Genomic DNA, 25,741 nt, shown 5'->3' with positions numbered 1-25,741 from the left:
AGTTGTGCCGATGAATATCCCTAATCTGATCACCGTTCTACGCGTCCTGCTTATTCCGATTTTCATTCTGTTGTTCTATTTGCCGTACGAATGGAGCTATGCAGCCTCCAGTTCAGTGTTCGCCTTTGCGGCCGCCACCGACTGGCTCGACGGCTACCTGGCCCGCCGCCTGGAACAGAGCACGCCGTTCGGCGCGTTCCTCGACCCGGTGGCCGACAAGCTCATGGTGGCTGTCGCCTTGGTGCTGCTGGTACAGGAACACGGCAACCTGTGGCTGACCCTGCCGGCCGCCGTGATCATCGGCCGCGAGATCGTCGTCTCGGCCCTGCGCGAATGGATGGCCGAAATCGGCGCCCGCGCTCACGTGGCCGTGTCCAACATGGGCAAATGGAAAACCGCTGCGCAAATGCTTGCATTGGTGATCCTGCTGGCCAACCCGTCGGACTTCTCGTTCTGGGTCCTGACTGGCTATGCCTTGCTGCTGATTGCGGCTGGCCTGACGCTGTGGTCCATGCTCCAATATCTGCGCGCTGCCTGGCCTCATTTGCGCACCACCGTCGAAAAGAAATAAAACTTTTTTGAATCAAGAGGTTGACGGGTTCTGAGATTTCTATAGAATGCGCATCACCAAGCGGGAATAGCTCAGTTGGTAGAGCACGACCTTGCCAAGGTCGGGGTCGCGAGTTCGAGTCTCGTTTCCCGCTCCAAGATTCAGAAAAAAGCCACTCAATGAGTGGCTTTTTTTTGTGCCTGAAATTTATGTTTAGTACTGGAAGCACAGGCTTCAGCACCTTCTATCATTCCGCTAAGCGCAACAGACCGTTCTTGCTTGCTCGATTTTGAGAAGAGGGTTGGGAGCCAGCACTGAGGAAATTTGTGCGTTCATGATCCGTACTGGTATCGTGCCATTACGTAGCATCGTTATGGAAAAAGGATAGAAGGGAGCAAGATGAACGATTTCGAGCAACAACCCTTTGCGGACGCAGAGTTCGCTGAGAATCCGGAGCAACGGTGTCCCTGCATTCTTTTGTTGGACACTTCTGGTTCTATGAGCGGCGCACCGATTCAACAGTTAAATGATGCTCTGCAATTCTTCAAAGAGGATCTACACGCTGACGCGATGGCAGCAAAGCGCGTGGAGTTGGCAGTGGTGACCTTTGGTCCTGTCAACGTGCGCACCGAGTTCACGACAGTCGATGGCTTTTTCCCTGAGGTACTAGAAGCCAGTGGCGTCACGCCAATGGGTGAAGCCGTCGTGCGAGTGCTGGATCTGTTGCGCGAACGTAAGGACCGCTACCGAGCCAATGGCGTTAAGTACTACCGTCCGTGGGTATTTCTAATTACCGACGGTGCTCCGACTGACGATTGGCAGGAAGCGCGTCGACGCGTCCATGAAGGTGAGGAACGTAAGGAGTTCATGTTTTACTCCGTGGGCGTTGCAGGCGCAGACATGTCGACTCTTTCCCAGATTGGCACCCGTCAGCCACTGAAGTTAAAGGGTCTCGCATTTCGGGAACTATTCGCTTGGCTGTCCAGCTCGCTAAGTGCCGTATCGCAGTCCAATCCTGGCGACGCTGTTCCTCTTGTCAATCCGACCGCTCCAGAGGGGTGGGCCGTTGCTGGATAGTCCACGCTGGCGTTGGGCGGCTGCATCGTGCGTTGGTACGTCTCATGTGCGAATGGGCACGCGAAAGCAGGATGCCTACAACGTTATGCGGATCAGCCCGCATACATTTTGCGCGGTTGTTTCCGACGGCGCGGGTAGCGCTAGTTATGGCGGACAAGGCGCTTCCTTGCTCTGCCGTAGTCTGATGGCCGATTTCCGCACATGGTTTGAACATCACGACGACTTGCCAGACGGCGAAGTGATTCTGTGCTGGATTGACCAAGTGCGAGATCGACTCTCCGAGGCCGCGGCGCGGCGCGGGGTGACACGGCGGCAGTTCGCCGCGACGCTGGTCATGCTGGTGGTATTCAAGAATCGTGTCTTGGCCTTGCAGATTGGCGACAGTGCGTTGGTGGCTCGTAAAGATGGGGTTTGGGAAGCATTGTGCTGGCCGGAGAACGGAGAGTTCGCATCGACGACCTATTTCGTCACGGACGACCCAGAGGTTCGTCTGCATACGTTCCATCTAGATCTCGAATATGACGCCTTTGCTTTGTTTTCCGACGGATTAGAGTCAGTCGCTTTGGAGCAGGCAACGCAACGGCCTTTTGCTCGGTTCTTTGATCCGATGATTAAACCGGTCGATCAGGTTGAAGGAGAGGGGCGCCTCGTCGAATTGTCGGGCGCGCTCGCGCGCTACCTGGACAGTCCAGCGCTCTGCGAGCGCACGGATGACGACAAAACTCTCATCCTTATCTCATGCCAATGAACACCTCGCCGGTTAGGATCGCCGGTAAGAATGAACAACTCGATAAGCGGCTCGGCAAGGGCGGTGAGGGAGACGTTTACGCCCTAGTGGGACGTGCAGATCGAGCAGTCAAGATCTACAAAACGGAGCTTAGGCGATCCCGCGAGAGTAAGGTCCGAGCGATGGTCGAGGGCCGATTGGCGGACGCGACCACTCTAGTCGCCTTCCCGTCTGAAGTGGTCACTGACTCATCGGGAAACTTTGCTGGCTTTTCTATGCGGCTGGTTGCGGGATATCGACCACTCCATGAGCTATACAGCCCCAAGTCGCGCAAAATTCATTTTCCCAAAGCGGACTACCGGTTTCTGGTTCGTGTGGCGCAAAACGTCGCCCGTGCTGTCGCGACGGTGCATCAAGCGGGATGTATTATCGGTGACCTCAATCATTCTGGGGTTCTGGTAGCGCAAGACGCGACTGTTGCACTGATTGATGCCGACAGTTTTCAGTTCAGTTTGAACGGGCAGTCCTACCCTTGTGTGGTCGGCACCGAGGACTTCACGCCTCCGGAACTCCATGGTGTCAGCCTTAGTAACGTCAAGCGCACTCAAGCGCATGACAACTTTGGTCTTGCAGTCGCCACCTTCCAATTGTTGATCATGGGCAAGCATCCCTATGCCGGCCGTTTTAGTGGGGCGGATCTTAGCCTGGGTCAGTCGATTGCACAGAACCGCTTCGCCTTTTCAGTTGCGCGACGTGACGAAACACGCACCACACCGCCGCCGGGCTCGGTTCTGCTGGGGGACTTCCCTCCGCAGATCGCCGCAGCATTTGAGGCTGCGTTCGGTCTAGCGGCCGTTTCTCGTCCGGATCCCGCGGCCTGGGTGAGTTTGCTTCAGGGACTTGAAACCACCCTGCGTCAATGTGCGAATGTGCCGACCCACTACTTTCCTGGCGCGGCAGGAAGTTGCCTTTGGTGTCGGCTCGCCAGTCAGTCAGGCGTCGAAATGTTTCCGTTGGGGCTTGTCGTGGGGAATATCCCGACGGCAGGTCCTTTCGATCTGGAGCGTATATGGGCGGCCATCCAAGCGGTGCGGCTCCCACGGCCGGAGGAAGTCCTTCCCACTTGGAGCGGCGATACCGGTCCGCCCAGTACGACACTTACTCGGGCGAAGAGCAAAAGTTCTAACCAAGTTTTCTTCGGTGGTCTTGCCATGCTGGTGGCAATCATCGGCTTTGCCAATGCACCGTTCTTAGCGCTTCTGTGGGGATGCTTCGTAATCTACGGCTTTTTCGGAATATTCACTAAGGCCAAGGTGGACTCAACACCATTTCTAAATGCCTATAAGGATGCGGACAATCTAGTGCGTTTGGCATCGCAGGCATACCTGCAGCGCATCGGCCTCAAGGAAATATTTGTCCTGCGTGCCGACCTGGATGATTGCGTTGCCCGATATCGGCAGGTGGAGGGAGATCTTGTACAGGCGCTGACGAAGCTGAAGTCAACACGAGAGGCTCGTCAGAGAACAGACTTCTTGGATCGGTTTCTGATCAGGCGCGCGACAATACCAGGCATAGGGCCTGCTAAAACTGCCACACTGGCGTCCTTTGGTATCGAGACAGCTGCTGACATCACGGCTTCGGCAGTTCGGGCGGTACCTGGATTCGGTGAAGCGCTGACTGGCAAAATGCTTGTGTGGCGCCAGAGTCACGAGGCCAAGTTTCGCTACAACGCCTCGCCAGACCCGTCTGATATCCAAGCTGAGAATGCAGTGCGCTCCGCATCCGCGACTAAACAGATTGATCTGCAGAACAAACTTCGGTCGGGCCTCGCGGCTTTGCAAGCTGCGGTCCCTCGATGTATATCCGCTAAATCTACGCCAGATCCATCTCTTGTGCAGGCTCTTGCTGAGCGGGCAAAGGCGCAACGGGATTGCGTTGCCATGAGCATCGCTGTACCACCTGCTGCGGTCGTCTCCATTGAGATGCCAAGACAAGCGCCGCTTCAAGCGGTCAGGGTCTCGTCATCGCCTAGTCCAACATATTATTCAGGGGCTGGGGTTTGTCCAAGTTGTGGTGCCTCGATGGTGCGTCGGACAGCTCGTAAGGGAAAACGAGCGGGACGTCAGTTCTGGGGATGCTCCCGGTATCCGGCTTGCAATGGGACTCGAAATTGAAGCGGTTGTGGGGAGGGGCGATGAGCAGGTAGTGGCGGTGCAAGATGGGTTGCTGTCGCTTGGAGTTACAGGTGTCAGTGATTGGCTGAAGGCTGCTGAGAGGCCATGAATGGATCGTGCCACCTTGAAATGTGAGGGGTCGCCATATCTGGGGCGAACCCTTTTTGACTCTTGATACACCCCGAAAATAATTCCAGAATCAAGTCCATTCCTGCTTCAGGAATAAAAGAAACCCCTTAGATTTCAATGGGGCGGACGCTAGATGCGAGTCTCGTTTCCCGCTCCATATTCAACAAAAACGCCGATCAGAAATGATCGGCGTTTTTGTTTGCGCGTGATTTACCGAATCCATCCTGAACCACACGTTTTAACGATATAGGCGTCGTGGTTTTTAGATTTTTGCCCCCGTGTAGGAGGCACGTACGTTGTGGTGAGCAGGCTGCCTTGGCTGCGCAGGACTTCGTCGTGCAGATGATCGCGTTCGAAGTCGCAGATCACCCGACCGTTGAGGTTGAGTTGATGCAGGTGCGATCGTCGACGCGGAGCATACCGCGCGCATCCACCGTGTGGCCCGCGCCCTGAACGTCGGTACGGTGTCGGTCCACACCGTCGACGCCCTGGACGTGTCGGTACCCTTCGGTGGCGGCAAATAGTCCGGCTTTGGCTGCGACCTGTCACTGCATCCTTTCGACAAGTACACGCAACTGAAAACCACCTGGTTCCAATTGCGCTGATTTTCAGGGTGGCAATTTGTGGTGCGAGCATCGACAGCCGCCGCACCCTGCTAGAAACCAGCGCCATCACCCCCTCGGCTTGCCTCGAACTGCGCGAGTCCGTCGCTGTTGAATAGGCCGGGAGCCCCCGTAACCCCAATGGGGTGGGCGGGCAGCAGGTCCATGACATCGCAGAACAGGCGGCGCTGCTTCCAATCCGCACGGTCGCCGATGACGTACAAGCGCCGCTTGGCGCGGGTCGCGGCGACATTGAGCAAATTGGGCTGTGAAACGGCCCAGTTGCGCGCGCCCGCATTTTCGCTGTTGCCGCCCAGCACCAGGATAACCACGGCGGCTTCCTTGCCTTGCATGGTGTGGATAGTGCCGTGTACCCGCTGGCCGAGCTGTCGGACCTTGAGTTGGTTACGCACGTCCTGGAAAGGGGTGATGACCGCGATATTGTCCGGCGGCACACCATCGGCTTCGAGCAGGGCCAGCAGGCGATCCAGCGCATGCCCTTCGTTATCGACCCAGTTGCCTGAAGACGGGCCGCTCGCGTGTATCCAGCCCGTGGCCAGGCGGGCGGGCGTTTCCTTAGTGGCGGACGGCGCAACAGTACCGTAGACCATGGCGCCGTCGTAAGCGATGAGGTTGGCCAGGTCGAACATCGGCTTGTCGCAGCGGCGATGCACTACCAGCGGCAGGCCGACCCAGCATTTCTGGCCTTGGGGGCCAGCCATGCGCCCCCAGGGTGTGGCATGGTCAGCCAGGGTCTGGGCCGACTGGCGGTTGGGCAACCAATGGGCATCGACCTGGTAGCGGGTGCGCATGTGTTCGAGCACGGCGTCGGAGACCGTCACGATAGGTTCCAGTTGCAGTGGGTCGCCAACCAGCACCGCGCGGCGTGCTCGCCACAGTGCGCCCACAGCGGCCTGCGGGGTCGCCTGACCGGCTTCGTCCACCAGTAACCAGCCAATTTCGCCGCAGCCCAAGCTGCCAAAGGACCGTGCGAACGAGGCGAAGGTACTACTGAGCACCGGCACACACATGAACAACGAGGCCCAGGCCGAACGCACCACCGCCTGAGACACGCCGCGGTATCGGCTACCGGTCAACAAGCTGGTGATGAACGCCAGGTTGTAGCCCAGGCGCGAAGCTTCGATCTGAAAGAACGTGCGGTGCAGTTTGAGCGCTTCGATAAATACCTTTGCCCGCGCCTGGCGCCATCCTTCGACGATCCAGGGCTCCCGCAACTCGATGTCGCTGCCCCTGCCGAGCTGACCTTGTTCAAGCCAGATCAGCAGATGGTCGGCTTGGCCGCCCTGGGCAATGCTGCGGGCTTTATCGATCTGTAACGTTGCGTGACGGATGGCATCGTGAATAGCCTGTTCGTCAGTGACCAACTGGCGTTTGATTTGGTCCAGTTGGGCAGTCAGTCGCTGCAATTGGCGTTGAAGGCTGTCGAAGGCATCCTTCGCCAGGTCGTGAGAACCTACGCGTAAACGTTGCTGCGCGGTCCAGGTGCGATGTGCGCCCCAAAGGCTCAACAAGTTGGCGAGCAGGCCAGGTTTTTTTCCCAGGTGCGCTTCCAGAGCCTGGAGGGCACCTTGCAGGTGCTCACGGGCGGGTGTGAGTTGCTGGCGGTCGAGCTTGGTTTGCTCGCTATCGAGGTCGCGTCGTTGGACCAATCGGGCCTGGCGTTCCTGCTCCTTCTGCTTGATCCGCGCCTTGGCATCGATCACTGCCTGAACCCGTGCGAGGACGTCGCTGACCTGATCGCGCAGGGCGTGCTCTGCGTCTTTGGCATCCTGGTACTGCTTGACGGCGGCACGCCAGAGGGTGGCCTTTTCGGCGGGCGAAAGCGGCTTCATCTGCTGCGCGTGCTCGTTGAGCCATTCGCGCATGCCCTTGGGGGCCGGTACCTCTTGTTGATCGGCGCGGTCTGGCGAGGGGTCACCGTTGCCATAGAAAAAGCGGTCGACGAACCGCGTACGATTGGACTTGCTACCCAAGGCGGCGGAGATCAGCGCCCATGCGGGCCTGCCGCTGGTCAACTCGCCCAGCTCACTGAAATATTCGGCATCGGGCAGCCACGATGGATCGATCTTGTCGCGCTGGGGCAATTCGAGCGTGACGTTTTCCACCGCGCCATTGTTGGACGAAGCTACCACCATCTCAAAGCCGAGCAGCCGGGGGTTCAGCTGAAACGCCAAACGCTCGCGCCCGCCATCATTGGCCGACTCGCGGCCATTTTGCAGAAAAGCGTCTGAAGCCTTGTTCAGTGACGCGAGGACATCCGCCCGTTGTGTCACCACTGCGGCGATGAGGTCGCGCAACAAGGTGGTCTTGCCAGTGCCGGGAGGGCCATTGACGCCCATCAAGCCGGGGGTATTGCCAAGGTTCAAAAGCAAGCTATTGACCGCCAACTGCTGCGAGTGCACCAGCCCCAAGTGGCGTTCGGCCGGCCAACAGCCGGAGGCGTAGCGAGAGGGGGCGAGGCGATCGATCAGCACCAGGTCGGCATTCGGTTTATCCAGGTGCAGCCGTTGGTTGGCGTCGTGCTGGCTCAGGTAATGTGCCAGTGGTGCGCTGGTCTGGCCGCAGGCCAGGGCATCGGCGACGTCGGCCAGGTCGCCGAGCAGGAAGCTGTTGAGTGGATCGTCCTCTTGTTCAGGCTTGTCCGGATTAATCGGGGCCGAGCGGAAACGATGGGTGCGAGGCTTGTCACCGAACAGCTCATCCACGCCAAGGGCCTTGCGCACGAGCGCAGTCATGCGCTCGAGGTCGGCGGCCAGTACCACGCCACCGAGCAGGCTCTTGGCCTGTTCGCGCAAGGCGTCCTGGGCGTCATCAAAACCGCGTGTCCAGTTATGGCCATTGATCGCGCAACCGACAAACCACGCCTCACTCGACAATACCAGGCTGTCGACCACCATCATGCCCAGCTCGTTGAACTTCAGGGCGAACAAGGCGGACATTCGCCGTTGCGGTTCCTTGTAGCCTTGGTCTGCTCCGAAGAGCCGCTCCAGTTCACGGGAGACGTCCAGGTTGTCATACAGGTGGGCGTACAGCGTGTGGCTCCAGGTGCGTTTCGCCGGCAGACGCTGACGGCTCAGCGCACTGGCCGGCATCCATGGCAGGATCTGGGCCGAGCAGGGGATGTCCTGGAAGTAAGGCTGATAGTCGTTGTCGCGTTTTTTCAGCTTGGGGACGGCCTGGGGTTGCAGCAGTTCGACGGCATGCCAATAGCGCACGATGTTTTGCGAAGTCATCTACGTCCTTGAAAGCACTCTGGCTTGGGTTCCTGCAGGGAGGATATCAGGCATGAAAGACGTTGAGTGCAGCAACCCGTGACCGGTCAGCCTTCAAGGCTATTCAAATAGTTGAATAGGTTCGCCGCCTCCGGCGACAGGCGCGTCGCATCCGCCACGCCGACATACAAGGTCCGTGACGCCCATTCTCCCTCAAGCGGTATCGCCCGTAGTTTGGACGCCAGCAACTCAGGATGCACCGAGCCCAGCGGCAGTATGCCGATCCCCAGTCCCGCTTCGATCATCCGGCAAATCCCATCAAAACTGCTGACCTGGATACGCACCTTTAGGCGCTTGCCGGTGCTGGCGGCGGCATCGTTGATGCGGCGCAGCAGCGAGCTGCCCTGGTTCAAGCCGACGTAGTCAAAGTCCAGGGTGTCGGCCAGCATCACGCTTGAACGCTGTGCCAACGGATGGTTTTGCGGCACCAGCACCACCAGCCGGTCACGTCGATAGGGCTGCATGTGCAAGCCGGGAGCGGGCACGTTGTCGGCAAAGATGCCGATCTCGGCTTCGCCGTTTTCTACCGCGTGAATGGTGCGGTCGCTGAGCGCTTCTTCCAGCTCGATGCGCACATGCGGGTTGGCGGCCAGGAAATTCGCCAGGTCCGCTGGCAGGAACTGGATCACCGCCGAGGTGTTGGCAAACAAGCGCACATGGCCACGAACCCCCTTGGCATAGTCGTTGGCGTCATGGGCCATTTGCTGGGCGACGTCGAGCAGCGTGCGCGCATGCTCGGCCAGGCCACGTCCGGCCGGGGTCAGTTGCAGGCCCCGGGGCACGCGGGTGAACAGGGTGCAGTGGGTGACGCGTTCGAGTTCGGCCAGCCGTTTGCTTGCGGCGGAAACGGTCATATGCGCGCTGTTGGCCGCCTGGGTGAGATTTTCTGTTTTGGCGGCCAGCACCAGCAGGCGCAGGGAGGCCAGGTCCAGTTGCAGTAGGTTGATCATTTCCACCTCTGTGTTTCCAATCAGGAAAGAGTAGTGGAAATCTTTGACATTCTCACGGCCTGTTTTTGGGGGGATTATCCGACCATCACCTCCAACAAGAACGGACAACGTCATGAGCCTACCCCTGGAAGGCATCAAGGTGGTCGAAATGGGCCAACTGATTGCCGGGCCTTTCGCCGCCAAGATCCTCGCCGAGTTCGGCGCCGAAGTGATCAAGATCGAACCCCCCATCACCGGCGATCCCCTGCGTAAATGGCGCTTGCTGCACGACGGGACGTCGGTGTGGTGGGCTGCACAGTCGCGTAACAAGCAGTCCGTCACCCTCGACCTGCGCCAGGTCGAAGCGCGTGAGGTGGTCAAGCGGCTGGTCAAGGACGCCGACATCCTGATCGAGAATTTCCGCCCTGGAACCCTGGAGAAGTGGGGCCTTGGCTGGGATGAGCTGTCATCGATCAACCCTGGCCTCGTGATGTTGCGGGTCTCCGGCTACGGCCAGACCGGACCTTATCGCGACTTGCCAGGCTTTGGAGTGATCGGGGAGGCCATGGGCGGCCTGCGCCATCTCTCCGGCGAGCCGGGCCGTACGCCGGTGCGGGTAGGGGTGTCGATAGGCGACTCGCTTTCCGCGCTGCACGGCGTGATCGGTGTGCTGCTTGCCTTGCGCCATCGCGAGCAGAATCGCGGTGCTGGCCAGCAGGTGGATGTGGCCTTGTACGAGTCGGTTTTCAACATGATGGAAAGCCTGATTCCCGAGTATTCGGTGTTCGGCAGCGTGCGCGAACCGGCCGGCAGCAGCCTGCCAGGCATCGCGCCGACCAATGCCTACCGTTGCAAGGATGGAAAGTACGCCTTGATCGCGGGTAATGGCGACAGCATCTACCGGCGCCTGATGGAAAAGATCGAACGTCTGGACCTTGCCGACGATCCAGAACTGGCGCAGAACGACGGCCGCGTGCGCCATGTGGCGCGCATCGATGCGGCGATTTCCGCCTGGACGGCCGAGAGAAACCTCGATGCGGTGCTGGCCGCGCTGAAGGACGCCAACATCCCCTCCGGCAAGATCTACGACGCCGCCGACATCGCCGCCGACCCCCATTACCAGGCCCGCGACATGCTGCTTGCCAGCCAGTTGGACGACGGCACCGCCGTCACCTTGCCCGGCATCGTGCCCAAGTTGACGGCAACCCCCGGCCGCGTGCACTCACGCGCACCCACGCTTGGGCAACACACCGATGCGGTGCTCGACGGCATCGGTATCGACGCGCCGACCCGCGAAGCCTGGCGCGCTCGCGGCCTGATCTGAATCAAGGAGTAGCTCTATGAAACGCCTGTACCTGCAGGAAGTCGCGACCCGTGACGGCTTCCAGAACGAAAAGACTTTTATCGACACCGAACAGAAAATCGCCTTGATCGACCAACTGAGCCAGTGCGGCTACGCGAAGATCGAAGTGACCTCGTTTACCTCACCCAAGGCCATTCCCGCGTTGCGCGATGCGGAGGCCGTGATGGCCGGGATCCATCGTCAAAAGGGCGTGGAGTACACGGTGCTGGTGCCCAACGTGCGCGGTGCCGAACGGGCGCTGGGTTGTGGCATCGACGAGGCCAACCTGGTGATGTCGGTAAGCGAGCCGCATAACCGCTCAAACCTGCGCATGACGCGTGAGCAATCATTTGCCCAGTTGAGGGAGGTAGTGGGCGTGATTGGGCGTGGGCCGGTGGCGGTCAATGTGTCGTTGTCCACAGTGTTTGGCTGCCCGATGCAGGGCGATGTGGCGGCGGACGATGTGTTGGGATGGGTCGGGCGTTTTGCCGAACTCGGCGTGCGCGGCGTCACGCTGTGCGACACCACCGGCATGGCCTATCCCACACAGGTGGAAGCGCTGTCGCGGCAGGTGCGCGAGCGCTTTCCCGAGCTGCAACTGACCCTGCATTTCCACAACACCCGTGGCATGGCCCTGGCCAATACCCTGGCGGCGTTGCAGGCCGGGATCGACCGTTTCGACGCTTCGCTGGGCGGCCTCGGTGGTTGCCCCTATGCCCCCGGCGCCAGCGGCAACGTGTGCATGGAAGACCTGGTGCACATGCTCGACCTGATGGGCTATGACACCGGCCTGCAGCTGGACCGCGTACTGGCCGCATCTGCCCGCTTACCCGGCCTGATCGGCCACGCCACGCCCAGCCAGATCCTCAAGGCCGGCAAACGCCTGGACTTGCACCCCATTCCCGAACACGTCCACACCCTGACCCAACAGGTAGCCCATCATGATTGATCATCTCGACCATTTGGTCCTCACGACGATTGACCTCACCGCCTGCAAAGACTTCTACACCCGCGTCATGGGCATGCGCCTGGAGACCTTTGGCAACGGCCGCGTCGCCTTCCGTTTTGGCAACCAGAAAATCAATGTGCATGAGCGTGGGTATGAGTTCGAACCCAAGGCCCATCTGCCAGTGCCTGGCGCCCTGGACCTGTGCTTTATCGCCAGCATCTCCCTGGAAGCAGTGATCGCCCATTTGAAGGCTGAAACCTGGCCGATCATCGAAGGCCCCGTGCTGCGTACCGGTGCAACCGGGCCGATTCGCTCGGTGTATGTGCGCGACCCCGACCTGAACCTCATCGAGATTTCCGAGCAGGTGCCGGCATGAATATCGTGTTTATCGACGGCGCGAGCCTGCCGTCTCCATTGGCGCGTCCTGCCCACGCCAGCCACTGGACCGCGCGTGAGCACACCCGCCCCGATCACGTAATCGAAGCCCTGGCCGACGCCGACGTGGCGATCACCAACAAGGTGCGCCTGGACCGCGCCACTCTGGAGCAATTGCCGCGCCTGAAGCTGATCTGCGTGGCAGCGACCGGCTACGACTGCGTGGATCTCGCCGCCTGCCGTGATCAAGGCGTGACGGTGTGCAACGTGCCGGCCTACAGCGCCGTCAGCGTGGCCGAGTCGGTGATCGGTTCGCTGTTTGCGCTGCGTCGTCACTTGATGGCGTACCGCGCTGCCTCGGCGCGTCTGTGGCCACAGTCTTCGCATTTTTGTGTGCACGGCGCGCCGATCCAGGACCTGCAAGGCTCGACCCTGGGCATCGTCGGTCGCGGCGATATTGGCAGCCGTGTCGCGCGCCTGGCCAAGGCCTTGGACATTACCGTGCTGTTTGCCGAACACCGTGGCGCGCAGCAGGTGAGGGCGGGCTACGTGGCGTTCGAGGAAGTGTTGGCCAAGGCTGACGCGCTGACTCTGCATTGCCCTCTTACGCCCCAGACCCGTTACCTGATCGGCACCGCCGAAATCGCGCGGATGAAACCCGGCGCCTTGCTGATCAATACCGCACGCGGTGCATTGGTGGACGAAAACGCCGTCCTCGCCGGTCTCGCCAGCGGCCAATTGGGCGGCGCTGCACTGGATGTGCTGCACGTGGAACCGCCGCAAGCTGACCACCCGTTGTTGCACGCTGATCACCCCAATTTGCTGATCACGCCCCACGTTGCCTGGGCCAGCCAAAGCAGTGTCGCGCGCCTCAAGGCGGTGCTGCTGGCCAACATCGAGGCATTCGCCGCCAACAAACCGATCAACGTGGTGACCTGAAACCCCAGCGACGTCCCTCACTAAATCTATAGGCAGAGCCATGACAAAAATAATCAGCTCGTCGATTCAAGCGCTGCCACAGCGCACACCGTTCTACCAGCACCTGTATGTGCAAGTGCTCGCAGCCATTGTGCTGGGGGTGATCCTCGGTCATTTCAGCCCAAGTTTGGGCGAACAGATGAAGCCCCTGGGCGACACTTTCATCAAGTTGATCAAGATGCTGATCGCGCCGATCATCTTCTGCACGGTGGTCAGCGGCATTGCCGGCATGCAGGATCTCAAGCGCATCGGCCGCATCGGCTTCAAATCCCTGATCTACTTTGAAGTACTGACCACTATCGCCCTGGTGATCGGCCTGATCGGTGTCAACCTGCTCAAACCGGGCGCGGGCATGCACATCGACCCGGCCAGCCTGGATGCATCGGCTATCGCCGGTTACACCAAGGCGGCCCACGATCAGAGCGTGGTCGGCTTCCTCACACATATCGTGCCCAGTACGGTGTTTGGCGCGTTTACCGACGGCGACATCCTCCAGGTGCTGTTCATCTCGGTGTTGTTTGCGTTTGGCCTGCAGTTGTTGGGCGATACCGGCAAACCCTTGCTGAACACCATTGACCTGGTCGCCAAGGCATTTTTCCGCATGCTCAAGATTGTCATGTACCTGGCGCCGCTCGGGGCTTTTGGCGGCATGGCGTTCACCGTCGGCAAATACGGCGTGCAATCGCTGGGGGCCTACGTGAACCTGTTGGTGTGCTACTACCTTACCGGGTTGGTGTTTGTGTTCGTGGTGTTGAACCTGGTCGCGCGATTGGCCGGTTTCAGCCTGTGGAAGTTCCTCAAGTACATCCGTGAAGAACTGGTGTTGGTGCTGGGCACCTCGTCCTCGGAATCCGCCTTGCCACGCCTGATGGGCAAGCTGGAAAAGCTCGGCTGTGAGAAGTCCACCGTCGGCTTGGTGGTGCCCTCAGGCTACTGCTTCAACCTCGACGGCAGTTGCATCAACATGACGGTGTTGGCGATCTTCATTGCCCAGGCGCTGGACATCGATGTGTCGCTGTATCACCAGGTGACCTTGCTGTTGATCCTGCTGCTGACCTCCAAAGGCGCGGCGAGCGTGACCGGCGGCGCATTCATCACCCTGGCCGCCACCCTAGGCTCGATTGATGTCATTCCCGCTGCGGGACTGGTGTTGGTTCTGGGCGTGTACCGATTTATCTCTGAAGGTGGTGCGCTGATCAACGTGATCGGCAACGGTGTGGCCACGCTGTTCATTGCCCGCTGGGATGGGGCGTTGGATCGCGAGCAACTCAAGCGTGAGTTAGGGTAGGGCGCGCGGCTTTTTTGAATCTGTCTGGAGTGCCCCCACTCCAGACCTCTACGACCACGTCCGTTTTCCTCTCTTCGTAGCATTCCAAAAGCGACCTTATACTTTCCTATAACCGACTTGTCGGTATTTCGTCGTTCTCGTCTAACTCTATGAATTACATATAAAAAATATTATTCGATCTGTGTTTTGTGTGAATTATATTTGTATACACAGAAAATACATTCTCTTGACCCTCCGTTTTTCCCATGCGAGTCTCGCTTCAACAGGCCGCCCTCAGCGCTGCCGAACCCTTCCTTGTTGTTCCAACACACCGGCCTTTGAACAGGGCCAGAAACTATAAATACAACGTAGATCGAGGCGCGCCATGAAGAACTTTTGGAAAACCGTTTGTGCGGTTGCGTTAGTGGGTGTGGTTGCGCTTCCGGTGCAGGCCGAAGAAAAAACCATCACGGTCGGCACCATGTCCTGGGAAGACCTGACGCCGATTACCGGCATTACCAAGAAGGTATTGGAGAACGCCGGCTATTCCGTGAAAGTGGTTGAGTTCTCGGAAATCGGTATTGCCTATGCGGCCCTGACCAAGGGTGATGTACAAGTCCTGGCTTCACAGACCGATTACGCCACCCAGGACTACTGGAACAAAAACAAGAACCGCCTGGAAAAACTCTCGCCGGTTTCCTATGGCCTCTACCAGGCGATCGCCGTACCCAAGTACGTCGATATCGATTCGCTGGAGCAGCTCAACGATAACGCCGACAAGTTTGGCGGCAAGATCATCGGCATCGAGCCGGGTTCAGGGTTGATGAGCGACGCCAATAAGGCGGTCAAGGATTACGGATTCAAACTGCAGTTGCTCGAAGGCAGTACTGCCGCGATGACGGCCGCCTTGAAGTCTGCCGTGGACCGCAAGGAGTGGGTCGCGGTCACCATCTGGGAGCCGTCGTGGATGGCCCAGAAGTTCGACCTCAAGTTCCTCAAGGACCCCAAGGGTTCTTTCGCACCCCCGCAGGCCTACTACTGGATTGGTCATAAAGGCTTCACCGCTGAATACCCCCACGCCCGCGAAGTCATCGCCAGCGTCTACGTGCCGCTTGCCGACATCACCGCCATCAACGGCGCCGTCAAGGACGGCAAGAGCATGGATCAGGCCGTTGCGGGCTGGGCCGACAACCATGCCGACTTGATGAAGCGCTGGGCCAATATCAAACAATAAACCTCACTCTTTTTTGCCACTGCCGGGTACAGATAACGCGTTCTGATCAATTAGAAAAACCAGTCGAACTGGTTCAATAGGCTCAAACATGACAACGCTCAAAATAGACACTAACGAAGTGCTTGTGGATTGCCAGTCGGTCTGGAAGATCTTCGGTCAGAATGCCAAGGCGGCGATGCAAGCGGTGGTTCACAAAGGGCTCGGCAAAACCCAGGTGCTGCAGGATTTCAGCTGCGTGGTGGGGGTGTCGGATGTGAGCCTGCAGGTTCGCCGCGGTGAAATTTTTTGCATCATGGGTTTGTCCGGCAGTGGCAAATCGACCCTGATCCGCTTGCTCAACAAACTGATCACCCCCAGCGCCGGGAAGGTGCTAGTCAAGGGCAAGGATTTGTCCGCTTTATCTCCCGCACAGTTGCGCGAAGTGCGGGCCAAACACATTGGCATGGTGTTTCAGAGTGTGGCGTTGTTGCCCAACCGTACCGTGCTGGAAAACACCGCTTTCGGCCTGGAAGTGCAGGGCGTTGGCAAGGCTGAGCGTTATCAAGTGGCGGAACGTGCGTTGGCCAAGGTCGGCCTGAGTGACTGGGCTTCGCGCTACCCGAGCGAGCTGTCTGGCGGCATGCAGCAGCGTGTCGGGCTGGCGCGGGCGCTGACCGCCGACCCGGAAATTATCCTGATGGATGAGCCGTTCAGTGCGCTCGACCCCTTGATCCGTCGTCAGTTGCAGGATGAGTTCCGCCAGCTCACCAAGGAGCTGGGCAAGTCCGCGGTGTTTATCACCCACGACCTGGAAGAGGCCATCCGCATCGGTGACCGCATCGCCATCATGAAGGACGGCGTGATTATCCAAGTCGGCACGGCCGAAGAGATTGTGTTGAACCCAGCCGATGACTATGTCGCTGAGTTCGTCGCGGGCATCTCGCGCTTGCACCTGGTCAAGGCCCATTCGGTGATGACGCCGGTGGCGCGTTATGCACAGGCGTTCCCCCTGTGCGATTTCACCCGGCTCACTCAAACCACGCCAGAAACCGATATCAACGCACTGATCGGCTTGACCATGGGCGCCGATCTTGAGCCGTTGGCGGTGGTCGAGCAGGGCGTCGTGGTGGGCATCATCACGCCTGGGGATCTGCTGCGCGGCGTGCAGGGCATTCCCAACGAGGCCCAGGCCTTGGCCCCGGTGTTGGAGGCGTCGATATGAGTACGCCGGATTTCTCGGTACCGTTCGATGCCGCTGTAGACGCCGGCCTGATGTGGTTGCAGGACAATGGCGAGTTTTTCTTCGACGCCGCCAACACGGCCCTGACTGCTGTATTCAAAGGTGTGCAGTGGTGCATCGCTGCGCCGCCGTTCTATGTGATCGCCCTCGTCATTGGCCTGCTGGGCTGGCGCATGGTGGGGCTGCGCTTTGCGGTGTTGTCGGCGCTGGCCTTGCTGCTGTGTGAAGTTATCGGGCTGTGGCCCGAGACTGTCAGCACCCTGGCGCTGGTGCTCACCGCCACGCTGTTGGCATTGCTGGTGGCAGTGCCGTTGGGCGTGCTGGCCGGGCTCACGCCGGCGTTCGATCGTGTGGTCGACCCGTGCCTGGACCTGGTGCAGACACTGCCGCCCTATATCTATCTATTGCCGGCGATTGCCTTGCTCGGCTATGGCCCGGCGACGGCGCTGCTGGCCACGTTTATCGTCGCGGTGCCGCCGGCACTGCGCCTGACCTCCCTGGGCATCCGCATGACGCCCAAGGAGTTCGTCGAGCTGGGTGATGCCAGCGGCGTTACCGGCTTGCAGATGTTCTTCAAGATCCGCTTGCCCTTTGCGATGCCGAGCATCATGGCCGGAGTCAACCAGAGCCTGATGATGGCATTCGGCATGGTGGTGATTGCCGGTATTGTCGGCTCCGGTGGGTTGGGCGAGTCCATCTACGGTGCGGTGCGCACCCTGGACATCGCCAAGTCGATCAATGCGGCGCTGGCCATCGTCATCCTCACGATGATTCTCGACCGTCTTGCACAAAGCGCGGCTGAATCGCGCCGAGGAGCCAGTCAATGAGCCTTGCTGATTTGCGTATCTCACCGGGTGAGTTTCTGGCCCCTGCCATCGACTGGCTGAACACCCACCTGCACGGTCTGTTCGTGCTGATCGGCAAGGTGATTGAGGCCTCGTTGGGTGTGATCGAGGGCCTGCTGCTTGCGCCCCATGCCTACGTGTTGATAGCCATCGTGGTGGTGCTGGCATGGATCTTCGCCAACTGGCGCGTGGCGCTGTTTGCCGGTTTGATGTTGGCGTTCTGCCTGTTTGCCGGGCTGTGGGTGGCGTCGATGCAGACCATCGCGCTGGTCTCGGTGGCGGTGCTGATTTCCGTCAGCGTTGCGTTCCCCCTGGGCATTCTTGCCGCACGGGTCAAGCGTGTGGACGCGGCGTTGCTGCCGATCTTGAACATCATGCAAACCGTCCCGCCGTGGGTGTACCTGATCCCGGCGGTGATGCTGTTCAGCCTGGGGCGAGTGCCGGCCATCATTGCCACCATCGTGTATGGCATCCCACCGATGCTGCGACTGACCACCTTGGCGTTCAAGCAGTTGCCCAAGGACCTGCTGGAACTGGGCCAGGCCATGGGCGCATCGCCACGGCACATCCTGCTCAAGATCGAATTGCCCACGGCGGCGCCCACGCTGCTGGTGGGGCTGAACCAATGCATCCTGTTGTCGCTGGCGATGGTGGTGCTGGCCGGGTTGGTCGGGGCCGGTGGCCTTGGCGCCGAAGTGACCCGTGGCTTGACGCGAATGGAGATGGGCCTGGGCCTGCGTGCCGGCCTGGCGATTGTGGCGGTGGCGCTGTTGCTCGACCGCTTGTCACGCGGCGCATTGCAACGCCAGGCACGGCGGGTATGACGTGGTAGTGCGACGTCAATTCAGTGGTGCTATGCATGGCAAGAACCTGCGTTACCTCAATGATCATCACGGCCAGGAGGTGCGCAAGGCGCGGGCGGGGTTTGTACTGCTGGAGCACTTTTCGCTGCCGGCGTTTACCCAGGCGCTGGACACTATCGTCACCGCCAACCTGTTGCGCGCGGATCTGTTCGCCACGCGCACCTTCGGCCTGGTCTGCGATGAGGTGGTGAGTGACCTGGGCCTGGTGATCCGTCCCGACGCGCGCCTGACGCTGGAGGCTGTGCTCGATCTGGATTTGCTGGTGATCTGCGGCGGTTATCGCACGCCGCTGCGTTACAACGATGAATTGACCGTACTGCTGAGTACGGCGGCGGAGCAGGGCGTAACGCTGGCGGGCGTGTGGAACGGTGCGTGGTTTCTGGGGCGGGCGGGGCTGTTGGAGGGATACCGATGCGCGATTCACCCCGAGCATCGCCCTGCATTGGCCGAGATCGCGCGGCTCAGTCATGTCACCAGTGAAGCCTACGTGGTGGACCGTAACCGTCTGACGGCATCGAGCCCCACCGGCACGTTCTATATGGCGCTGGAGTGGATCCGCAGCTTGCACGGCAAGAGCCTCACCGACGGTATTGAAGACATCCTGGCGTTTGAGGCGTCGCGCTTTCGCCGGATCAAGCCGATGTTGAACGTTTCGGTCAGTGGGCCGCTGCGCGAAGTGATCAACCTGATGGACGTCAACCTCGAAGAACCGTTGCAAATGGTCGACCTGTGCCTTTACGCCGGGCGCTCGCGGCGACAGATCGAGCGGCTGTTCAAGGAGCAACTGGGCACCTCGCCGCAACGCTATTACATGGACCTGCGCATCACCGAGGCACGGCGCTTGTTACAGCACACCTCGCTGACCATCGTCGAGGTGTCGGTCGCCTGTGGTTTTGTCTCGCCCAGCCATTTCAGCAAGTGCTACAGCGCCTATTTCGGCCATCGTCCGTCCAAGGAAATTCGCTTGGTCAAATAGCTGGAAAGCCCCGCTGGCAAAGGGTTTAAACTGAATTTAACACTGTGTATTTTAATTGTAGACACAAAGTATTTTGTTGTTTTATAGTGCGAATACAGGTAGTAGACCGTGTGCACTTACTACTAGGAAGGTTTCACATGGCTACCAAAGAACTCACTACACCGGCTTCGGCCGAGCCAAGCATCGATCGCAAGGCGGTACTGGGTGAAGCGCTGCGGCGTCGCATCCTCAGCATGGAACTGGCACCCGGTGCTGTGGTGGACGAGCTGGCGTTGTGTGATGAATTCGGTTTGTCGCGCCCACCGGTGCGTGAACTGATGCGGCAGATGGCGGCGGAAGGGTACATCGACCTCGAAGCCAACCGCGCCGCGCGGGTGTCGGCCATGAGTTACCAGTCGCTGCGCAGTTTTTTCCTGGCGGCACCGCTGATTTACATCGCTACCACGCAATTGGCCTGCTCACACGCAACGCCTGTGGAAGTGGTGGAGTTGAAGCGCATCCAGGCGCTGTTCCGTATCGCTATCGAGGAAAAAGATGTCGAGAACCGTGTGTTGTACAACGACGAGTTCCACCTGCAAATCGGCAAGATGGCCCACAACGCCTACCTGATGCCGAGCTTGCAACGCTTGCTGATCGACCACGCACGCCTGGGCAAAATCTTCTATCGCCATCCGACCACCGTCGACATGCAGGAAGACCTGGAAGTGGCCGCCCAGCAGCACGACGAGATGATCCATGCAATCGAACACCACGATCCGGTCTCGGCTGGGGAAATCGTGCGGGCCCACCTCGAACTGTCCCGTCGGCGGATGTCCGAGTACGCGGCGCCCGAAGGCCTGGATGTAGCGCTCACCTTCTGATCGGTTGATGCCGGGCCAGTGTGACGCGATGCAGACGGGTAGCTGTTAGCTCTAACAACTATAAAAGAACCCAGGTCGCGAAAATGGCACTCATCAGAAACACCCCGGCAGACGATTCAACCTGTGGCTGGTTTCACCTCAGCCCACCGCGCGTGGCACGCCCGCGCCACAGCGGTATCCGCTCGGCGCGCTGGGCCGTGGTCGGGGCGGGGTTCACCGGCCTTGCGGCGGCGCGTCAACTGGCGGTGAATTTTCCGGATGACGAGATCGTGTTGATCGAAGCCCAGGAGGTCGGCTACGGCGCTTCCGGGCGCAACGCCGGTTTTGCCATCGACTTGCCCCATGACATCGGTGCCGAAGATTACATCGGCGACATCGCCACCGCCCGGATCAGCATGGAGCTCAATCTCGCCGGGCAGTCCATGCTGCGCGCGCTGGTAGAGCAGCACAACATCAACTGCCAGTGGCGCGATTGCGGCAAGTACCAGGCCGCCGTCGAGGACCGTGGCATTGCCGTGCTGAATGCCTACCGCCGTGGCCTCGACAAGCTCGGCCAGGCCTATCAAGTGATCGAAGCCGACGATATGCCCAACCACATCGGCACCGGTTTCTACCGCAAGGCCCTGTTCACACCGGGCACCGCACTGGTGCAGCCAGCGGCGCTGGTGAAAGGGCTGGCGGACACCTTGCCGGCCAACGTGACGCTGTACGAAAACACCCCGATTACCGAAGTGGAGTACGGCGACAAGACCGTGTTGATCCACAAGGGCGGGCGCATCATCGCCGACAAGCTGGTGCTGACCAACAACGCGTTCGCCATGAGCTTTGGTTTCCTCAAGAGCCGCATGCTGCCGATCTTCACCTACGCCAGCCTGACCCGACCGCTGAACGAAGACGAGCAGGCACGCCTGGGTGGCCATCCATTCTGGGGCGTAATCCCCGCCGACCCCTTTGGCACCACCTTGCGCCGCACCGTCGACAACCGCCTGCTGGTGCGCAACAGCTTCAGCTTCAACGCCGACGGGCGCAGCAACCCCAAGTACCTGCAGCGGTTCGTCAAGCGCCACAAAGAGTCCTTCGACCGCCGCTTCCCGCTGCACCGCGAAGTGACGTTCGACTACACCTGGGGCGGCTCCCTCAGCCTGTCGCGCAACCATATGGCGCACTTCGGCGAGCTGGCCAAAAACGTCTATGGCGCGCTGTGCTGCAACGGCCTGGGCGTCACCCGCGGCACGGTTACTGGCACCTTGCTGGCCGAATGGCTGGCGGGCAAGCGCAATCACCTGGTGGACTTCCTGTTGACGTCCCCGGGCCCGAGCAGAAACCCACCGGAGCCGCTGTTATCAGCGGGTGTAAACATGAACTTGCTATGGGGGCAAAGCCGCGCCGGCCAGGAAAGCTGATTCGCAACACGCTCGTTACGCAATACCGAACTTAATCTATTGATTGGAAAACAGCAGGCGTTTACGCGACTGCGGTTTCTGATTGAGACGGCTTTCATTCGCCTGGATTTCAAGTGTGCGTTGTACCCCGGCGAATGAACGAAGCGAAGTAGGAGATAATAATGACAAGTCCGAATGCCTCAGTTGAGGATGTACCGCTTAACAACTTTCACCGATTGCTCACGGCCCGTTCGGGCGGTGGTTCATTTGTGGATGGCTATGTATTAAGCATTATCGGCATTGCGATGCTGCAAGTGACCGGTGCACTGGAACTGACCGAGTTCTGGCAAGGCCTTATTGCCGCCTCTGCCTTGATCGGCGTGTTCTTTGGCGGTTTTATCGGCGGCTGGCTGACCGATAAGTTAGGGCGCAAGAAAGTTTATTTCATTGGCCCGTCGTTATTTATTGTGTGTTCCCTGGCGCAGTTCTGGGTGGAGTCGGCCTGGGCATTGTTTGCCCTGCGCTTCATCATCGGCCTGGCCGTGGGCATTGAATACCCCGTTGCCACCTCCTTGCTGGTGGAGTTCCTACCGAAGAAGCAACGCGGCCCTCGGCTGGCCGCCCTGACCATCCTCTGGTTCGCCGGGGCGGCATTCGCCTATGTGGTCGGCAACGCGATCCTCAATACCGGTGCCGACGACGCTTGGCGCTACGCATTGGCCAGTGCCTCGGTGATCGGGCTGGTGCTGTTTGTGCTGCGCCTGGGTACGCCGGAATCGGCGCGCTGGTTGCTGAGCAAGGGCCGCGAGGCCGAAGCCGAGCAGGTCATCAAGCGCGTCTACGGGCCGCACTACTCATTGCGCGACCTGCCGGAGCAACCCGACGAACGCAAGATGACCTTCCGTGACCTGCTGCGCTCGGGGTACGGCAAGCGCTTGTTCTTTGTCTCGGTGTTCTGGTCCTGTTCGATCATCCCCGTGTTCGCCGTTTACGCATTCGCCCCCAAAGTCTTGCAAGCCCTCAACCTGAAAGGCGAGTGGGCCTCCTACGGTTCGATGTTCATCACCTTGTTGTTCGTGGTGGGTTGCGTGCTGGCCACGCGGCTGATCAACACCATCGGTCGACGCAGCATGTTGATCAACAGCTTCCTGTGGTCAGGCCTTTCCTTGTTGTTGCTGGCGGCGTTTTCCAATAGCCACGAAATTCTCGTGCTGCTGCTGTTCGGCGCCTACGCCGTGTTCATCGGCGGCGCCCAGGTGCTGCAACTGGTTTACCCGAACGAACTGTTCCCCACCGAAATCCGCGCCTTCGCCGTGGGCATCGGCACCTCGCTGTCACGGATCGGCGCCGCCGTTGGCACCTACCTCGTACCGCTGTCGCTTCACTCGATTGGTATCGGCAACACCATGTACGTCGCGGCTGGCGTGACGTTCATCGGCCTGGCCGCCGCCTGGGCCATGGCCCCGGAAACACGTTCGCTGAACTTGCGGGACGCCGCTGCGTTGAGCAGTTGAGCGCAAACCACATCACTTTCACTGTTGGAGGAACACTCATGAAGTTTGAAGGCATCTACACCCCGGCAATCACCCCGTTGACCGCCACCGGCCAGATCGACAGCGCCGCGTTCGCCGACGTGCTGGAATACCTGATCGAATCCAAGGTACACGGCATCATCATCGGCGGCTCCACCGGCGAGTACTACGCGCACACCTCTCAGGAGCGCATCGACCTAGCTGCCCACGCCAAGGAAGTCATTGGCAACCGCGTCGCGTTGATCGTCGGCACCGGCGCCATCCGTACCGAAGATTCGGTGGAGTACGCCAGGGCCGCCCGTGCGATCAAGGCTGACGCGATCCTGGTCGGTTCGCCGCCTTACGCACTGCCCACCGAACAGGAAAACGCCATCCACGCCCTGGCCGTGGACCAGGCTGCGGGCCTGCCGATCATGCTCTACAACTACCCAGGCCGCATGAGCGTGAGCATGGGCGATGAGTACTTCAAGGCCGTGTCCGCTTCGAAAAACGTCGTGGCGATCAAGGAAAGCTCGGGCGACATGGGCCAGGTGCACCGCCTGGCCACTCAATACCCGAACATCGCGTTGTCCTGCGGCTGGGATGACCAGGCCCTGGAGTTCTTCGCTTGGGGCGCCCGCAGTTGGGTGTGCGCCGGTTCCAACTTCGTGCCGCGTGAACACGTCGCCCTGTATGAAGCCTGCGTGGTCGAAAAAGACTTCGACAAGGGTCGCAAGATCATGAGCGCCTTCATGCCGCTGATGGACTTCCTCGAAGGCGGTAAATTCGTCCAGGCGATCAAGGCCGGTTGCGCCTTCAATGGCCTGCGTACCGGCAGCGTGCGCGCACCGCTGCAACCGTTGACCGAAAGCGAAAACCAGGCGCTGCAAACTGTGATCACCAACCTCAAGCGCGACGTTGCGCAAATCGTCGGAGGTGCATGATGACTCACCTGCTCAGCGCCGCCGAATACGCGGCCATCGCCCAGGACATCCGGTTTCCCACCACGTCCTTCATCAACGGCGCGGCCCACACCTCGGGGTCGGGCAAGACGTTCACCACCACCAACCCGGCAACCGGCGAAGTGCTGGCTGAAATCACCGCGTGCAACAGCGACGACGTGGACTACGCCGTGGCTTCGGCCAAGCAAGCGTTTGACGACGGCCGCTGGCACAAGCTCAGCCCCGGTACGCGCAAGAAAGTCCTGCTGCGTTTTGCCGACCTGCTGGAACAGCACTCCCACGAACTGTCCGTGCTGGAAAGCCTGGACAGCGGCAAGCCGGTGCGTGAGTGCCAGCTGACCGACGTGCCGGAAACCATCCACATGATCCGCTGGCATGCCGAGCTGATCGACAAGATCTACGACAACACCGCCCCGGTCGGCGCGGACGCCTTGACCCTGGTGGTGCGCGAAGCCATCGGCGTGGTCGGCCTGGTGCTGCCGTGGAACTTCCCGCTGCTGATGCTGGCCTGGAAAATCGCGCCGTCCCTCGCGGCGGGTTGCTCGATCGTGGTCAAGCCAGCCAAGGAAACCACGTTGACCGCGTTGCGCGTGGCCGAGCTGGGCGCCCAGGCCGGGATTCCGGCGGGCGTGTTCAATGTCGTGTCCGGCGGCGGTCGTGAAGTGGGCGAACCGTTGGGTCGCCACATGGACGTCACCATGGTCAGCTTCACCGGTTCCACCGACACCGGGCGCCTGTTCCTGCAGTACGCGGCAGAGTCGAACCTCAAGCGCATCGTGTTGGAACTGGGCGGCAAAAACCCGGCCGTGGTGATGAACGACGTGGCCGACCTGGATGTGGTGGCGGGGCATATCGTCAATGGTTCGTTCTGGAACATGGGCGAGAACTGCTCGGCGTCTTCGCGCCTTATCGTTCACGCCGATATCAAGGACGCGCTGCTCAAGCGTATCGGTGTGCAGTTGCAGGCGTGGAAGATGGGCAGCCCGCTCGACCCGGACAATCGCCTGGGCTCGATGGTCAGCCGCGCGCATTTCGACAAGGTCAGCTCGTACCTGGTGCAGGCTGGCAACGAAAACCTGCGCGTGGTCTACGGTGGCAAGACGCAAGGCGATATCTACGTGGAGCCGACCGTGGTCGATGGCGTGGGGGCCGACAGTGTGCTGTTCAAGGAAGAAATCTTCGGCCCTGTGCTGACCGTCACGACGTTCAACACCCTGGAAGAAGCCATTGCCCTGGCCAACGACACCATCTACGGCCTGGCGGCGTCGGTGTACACCGATAACCTGCGCAATGCGATCAAGCTCTCCCGCGAGATCCGTGCCGGTATCGTCACCGTCAACTGCTTCGGTGAAGGCGATGCCTCGACCCCGTTCGGTGGCTACAAGCAGTCGGGTTTCGGCGGGCGCGACAAGTCCATCTGGGCACACGACCAGTACACCGAGATCAAGACCATCTGGATCGACGTGTCCGAAGGTTAAAAAACCAGGCGCCCCTCTA

The 25,741-nt window shown here is 60.1% G+C and carries 21 protein-coding genes, 1 tRNA gene and 1 pseudogene; 21 read left to right on the top strand and 2 right to left on the bottom strand.

Annotation, left to right across the window (positions count from 1 at the left end):
* The first annotated feature begins 10 nt into the window (after positions 1-10).
* The 6 genes and pseudogenes from pgsA to HX793_RS14445 all read left to right on the top strand — a co-directional run.
* Entirely contained in the window at positions 11-571 is a 561-nt protein-coding gene (gene pgsA, locus HX793_RS14470; RefSeq protein ID WP_003232771.1) for a CDP-diacylglycerol--glycerol-3-phosphate 3-phosphatidyltransferase, read from the top strand.
* Between the two features lie 60 nt (positions 572-631).
* Positions 632-707, top strand: a tRNA-Gly gene (locus tag HX793_RS14465).
* A gap of 242 nt (positions 708-949) precedes the next feature.
* Positions 950-1,627, top strand: coding sequence for a vWA domain-containing protein (locus HX793_RS14460; protein WP_177052822.1), 678 nt, complete (start codon positions 950-952; stop codon positions 1,625-1,627).
* Positions 1,584-2,375: a PP2C family serine/threonine-protein phosphatase gene (locus HX793_RS14455; RefSeq protein ID WP_306790380.1), complete on the top strand. Its 792-nt coding sequence runs from the start codon at positions 1,584-1,586 to the stop codon at positions 2,373-2,375. Before HX793_RS14460 ends, HX793_RS14455 begins: the two co-directional genes overlap by 44 nt.
* The gene (locus tag HX793_RS14450) at positions 2,366-4,528 is read left to right on the top strand and encodes a helix-hairpin-helix domain-containing protein (RefSeq protein WP_177052820.1); all 2,163 of its coding nucleotides are present in this window, start codon (positions 2,366-2,368) and stop codon (positions 4,526-4,528) included. Before HX793_RS14455 ends, HX793_RS14450 begins: the two co-directional genes overlap by 10 nt.
* 554 nt (positions 4,529-5,082) lie before the next feature.
* Positions 5,083-5,262: pseudogene (locus tag HX793_RS14445) on the top strand (aldehyde dehydrogenase family protein); the annotation flags it as partial.
* A 50-nt stretch (positions 5,263-5,312) separates the two neighbouring features.
* Here the strand turns inward: HX793_RS14445 and HX793_RS14440 are convergent.
* Together HX793_RS14440 and HX793_RS14435 are read right to left on the bottom strand one after the other, a co-directional pair.
* Positions 5,313-8,513 carry a DEAD/DEAH box helicase gene (locus tag HX793_RS14440; protein WP_177095650.1) on the bottom strand — a complete coding sequence of 1,067 codons (3,201 nt, stop codon included), beginning with the start codon at positions 8,511-8,513 and terminating at the stop codon, positions 5,313-5,315.
* Between the two features lie 86 nt (positions 8,514-8,599).
* A complete protein-coding gene (locus HX793_RS14435) occupies positions 8,600-9,502 on the bottom strand; it encodes a LysR family transcriptional regulator (protein WP_177052818.1) in 903 nt (300 codons plus the stop codon).
* Positions 9,503-9,614: 112 nt separating this feature from the next.
* Here HX793_RS14435 and HX793_RS14430 point away from each other — a divergent pair, with 112 nt between their 5' ends.
* The 15 genes from HX793_RS14430 (at position 9,615) to HX793_RS14360 (ending at position 25,722) form a co-directional block, all read left to right on the top strand.
* On the top strand, positions 9,615-10,805 hold the full coding sequence (locus HX793_RS14430) for a CaiB/BaiF CoA transferase family protein (protein WP_016979696.1): 1,191 nt from the start codon (positions 9,615-9,617) through the stop codon (positions 10,803-10,805).
* Positions 10,806-10,821: 16 nt separating this feature from the next.
* Complete coding sequence (locus HX793_RS14425) at positions 10,822-11,772, top strand: hydroxymethylglutaryl-CoA lyase (RefSeq protein ID WP_177095652.1); 951 nt, start codon at positions 10,822-10,824, stop codon at positions 11,770-11,772.
* The gene (locus HX793_RS14420; protein WP_177095654.1) at positions 11,765-12,148 is read left to right on the top strand and encodes a VOC family protein; all 384 of its coding nucleotides are present in this window, start codon (positions 11,765-11,767) and stop codon (positions 12,146-12,148) included. The genes HX793_RS14425 and HX793_RS14420 overlap by 8 nt, the downstream gene beginning before the upstream one ends.
* Positions 12,145-13,086 carry a D-2-hydroxyacid dehydrogenase gene (locus HX793_RS14415; protein ID WP_177095656.1) on the top strand — a complete coding sequence of 314 codons (942 nt, stop codon included), beginning with the start codon at positions 12,145-12,147 and terminating at the stop codon, positions 13,084-13,086. Before HX793_RS14420 ends, HX793_RS14415 begins: the two co-directional genes overlap by 4 nt.
* A gap of 40 nt (positions 13,087-13,126) precedes the next feature.
* A complete protein-coding gene (gene dctA / locus HX793_RS14410; protein WP_033903071.1) occupies positions 13,127-14,413 on the top strand; it encodes a C4-dicarboxylate transporter DctA in 1,287 nt (428 codons plus the stop codon).
* A 364-nt stretch (positions 14,414-14,777) separates the two neighbouring features.
* Positions 14,778-15,626: a glycine betaine ABC transporter substrate-binding protein gene (locus HX793_RS14405; protein ID WP_177052813.1), complete on the top strand. Its 849-nt coding sequence runs from the start codon at positions 14,778-14,780 to the stop codon at positions 15,624-15,626.
* 88 nt (positions 15,627-15,714) lie between these two features.
* Positions 15,715-16,827: a quaternary amine ABC transporter ATP-binding protein gene (locus HX793_RS14400; protein WP_177061295.1), complete on the top strand. Its 1,113-nt coding sequence runs from the start codon at positions 15,715-15,717 to the stop codon at positions 16,825-16,827.
* On the top strand, positions 16,824-17,672 hold the full coding sequence (locus tag HX793_RS14395; RefSeq protein WP_038851404.1) for an ABC transporter permease: 849 nt from the start codon (positions 16,824-16,826) through the stop codon (positions 17,670-17,672). The genes HX793_RS14400 and HX793_RS14395 overlap by 4 nt, the downstream gene beginning before the upstream one ends.
* Positions 17,669-18,514: an ABC transporter permease gene (locus HX793_RS14390; RefSeq protein WP_016979689.1), complete on the top strand. Its 846-nt coding sequence runs from the start codon at positions 17,669-17,671 to the stop codon at positions 18,512-18,514. The genes HX793_RS14395 and HX793_RS14390 overlap by 4 nt, the downstream gene beginning before the upstream one ends.
* A 1-nt stretch (position 18,515) precedes the next feature.
* The gene (locus HX793_RS14385) at positions 18,516-19,529 is read left to right on the top strand and encodes a GlxA family transcriptional regulator (RefSeq protein ID WP_177052810.1); all 1,014 of its coding nucleotides are present in this window, start codon (positions 18,516-18,518) and stop codon (positions 19,527-19,529) included.
* Between the two features lie 137 nt (positions 19,530-19,666).
* Positions 19,667-20,389, top strand: a complete 723-nt coding sequence (locus tag HX793_RS14380) for a GntR family transcriptional regulator (RefSeq protein ID WP_016979687.1) — start codon at positions 19,667-19,669, stop codon at positions 20,387-20,389.
* Between the two features lie 83 nt (positions 20,390-20,472).
* Positions 20,473-21,792 carry an NAD(P)/FAD-dependent oxidoreductase gene (locus HX793_RS14375; RefSeq protein WP_177095658.1) on the top strand — a complete coding sequence of 440 codons (1,320 nt, stop codon included), beginning with the start codon at positions 20,473-20,475 and terminating at the stop codon, positions 21,790-21,792.
* A gap of 161 nt (positions 21,793-21,953) precedes the next feature.
* Positions 21,954-23,285, top strand: coding sequence for an MFS transporter (locus tag HX793_RS14370; RefSeq protein WP_177095660.1), 1,332 nt, complete (start codon positions 21,954-21,956; stop codon positions 23,283-23,285).
* 38 nt (positions 23,286-23,323) lie between these two features.
* Complete coding sequence (locus HX793_RS14365; RefSeq protein WP_177095661.1) at positions 23,324-24,226, top strand: dihydrodipicolinate synthase family protein; 903 nt, start codon at positions 23,324-23,326, stop codon at positions 24,224-24,226.
* Positions 24,226-25,722 (top strand): aldehyde dehydrogenase, encoded by a 1,497-nt coding sequence (locus HX793_RS14360; RefSeq protein ID WP_177095663.1) that lies wholly within the window; start codon positions 24,226-24,228, stop codon positions 25,720-25,722. The genes HX793_RS14365 and HX793_RS14360 overlap by 1 nt, the downstream gene beginning before the upstream one ends.
* Positions 25,723-25,741: the final 19 nt, after the last annotated feature.

The sequence above is a fragment of the Pseudomonas reactans genome, assembly GCF_013387025.1.
In the GTDB taxonomy this organism is placed as follows: Bacteria; Pseudomonadota; Gammaproteobacteria; order Pseudomonadales; family Pseudomonadaceae; genus Aquipseudomonas; species Aquipseudomonas reactans.
Note: the sequence above shows the minus strand (reverse complement) of the source record. Positions and strands in the feature narration are given on the sequence as shown.

Excerpts from the sequence above, each read along its gene's own strand:
- HX793_RS14360 (WP_177095663.1), top strand. The coding sequence starts at position 24,226 with ATGACTCACCTGCTCAGCGCCGCCGAATACGCGGCCATCGCCCAGGAC.
- HX793_RS14400 (WP_177061295.1), top strand. The coding sequence starts at position 15,715 with ATGACAACGCTCAAAATAGACACTAACGAAGTGCTTGTGGATTGCCAG.
- dctA (WP_033903071.1), top strand. The coding sequence starts at position 13,127 with ATGACAAAAATAATCAGCTCGTCGATTCAAGCGCTGCCACAGCGCACA.
- HX793_RS14370 (WP_177095660.1), top strand. The coding sequence starts at position 21,954 with ATGACAAGTCCGAATGCCTCAGTTGAGGATGTACCGCTTAACAACTTT.
- HX793_RS14440 (WP_177095650.1), bottom strand. The coding sequence starts at position 8,513 with ATGACTTCGCAAAACATCGTGCGCTATTGGCATGCCGTCGAACTGCTG.
- HX793_RS14460 (WP_177052822.1), top strand. The coding sequence starts at position 950 with ATGAACGATTTCGAGCAACAACCCTTTGCGGACGCAGAGTTCGCTGAG.
- HX793_RS14430 (WP_016979696.1), top strand. The coding sequence starts at position 9,615 with ATGAGCCTACCCCTGGAAGGCATCAAGGTGGTCGAAATGGGCCAACTG.
- HX793_RS14420 (WP_177095654.1), top strand. The coding sequence starts at position 11,765 with ATGATTGATCATCTCGACCATTTGGTCCTCACGACGATTGACCTCACC.
- HX793_RS14405 (WP_177052813.1), top strand. The coding sequence starts at position 14,778 with ATGAAGAACTTTTGGAAAACCGTTTGTGCGGTTGCGTTAGTGGGTGTG.
- HX793_RS14380 (WP_016979687.1), top strand. The coding sequence starts at position 19,667 with ATGGCTACCAAAGAACTCACTACACCGGCTTCGGCCGAGCCAAGCATC.
- HX793_RS14415 (WP_177095656.1), top strand. The coding sequence starts at position 12,145 with ATGAATATCGTGTTTATCGACGGCGCGAGCCTGCCGTCTCCATTGGCG.
- HX793_RS14390 (WP_016979689.1), top strand. The coding sequence starts at position 17,669 with ATGAGCCTTGCTGATTTGCGTATCTCACCGGGTGAGTTTCTGGCCCCT.
- HX793_RS14365 (WP_177095661.1), top strand. The coding sequence starts at position 23,324 with ATGAAGTTTGAAGGCATCTACACCCCGGCAATCACCCCGTTGACCGCC.
- pgsA (WP_003232771.1), top strand. The coding sequence starts at position 11 with ATGAATATCCCTAATCTGATCACCGTTCTACGCGTCCTGCTTATTCCG.
- HX793_RS14435 (WP_177052818.1), bottom strand. The coding sequence starts at position 9,502 with ATGATCAACCTACTGCAACTGGACCTGGCCTCCCTGCGCCTGCTGGTG.
- HX793_RS14425 (WP_177095652.1), top strand. The coding sequence starts at position 10,822 with ATGAAACGCCTGTACCTGCAGGAAGTCGCGACCCGTGACGGCTTCCAG.
- HX793_RS14395 (WP_038851404.1), top strand. The coding sequence starts at position 16,824 with ATGAGTACGCCGGATTTCTCGGTACCGTTCGATGCCGCTGTAGACGCC.
- HX793_RS14450 (WP_177052820.1), top strand. The coding sequence starts at position 2,366 with ATGCCAATGAACACCTCGCCGGTTAGGATCGCCGGTAAGAATGAACAA.
- HX793_RS14375 (WP_177095658.1), top strand. The coding sequence starts at position 20,473 with ATGGCACTCATCAGAAACACCCCGGCAGACGATTCAACCTGTGGCTGG.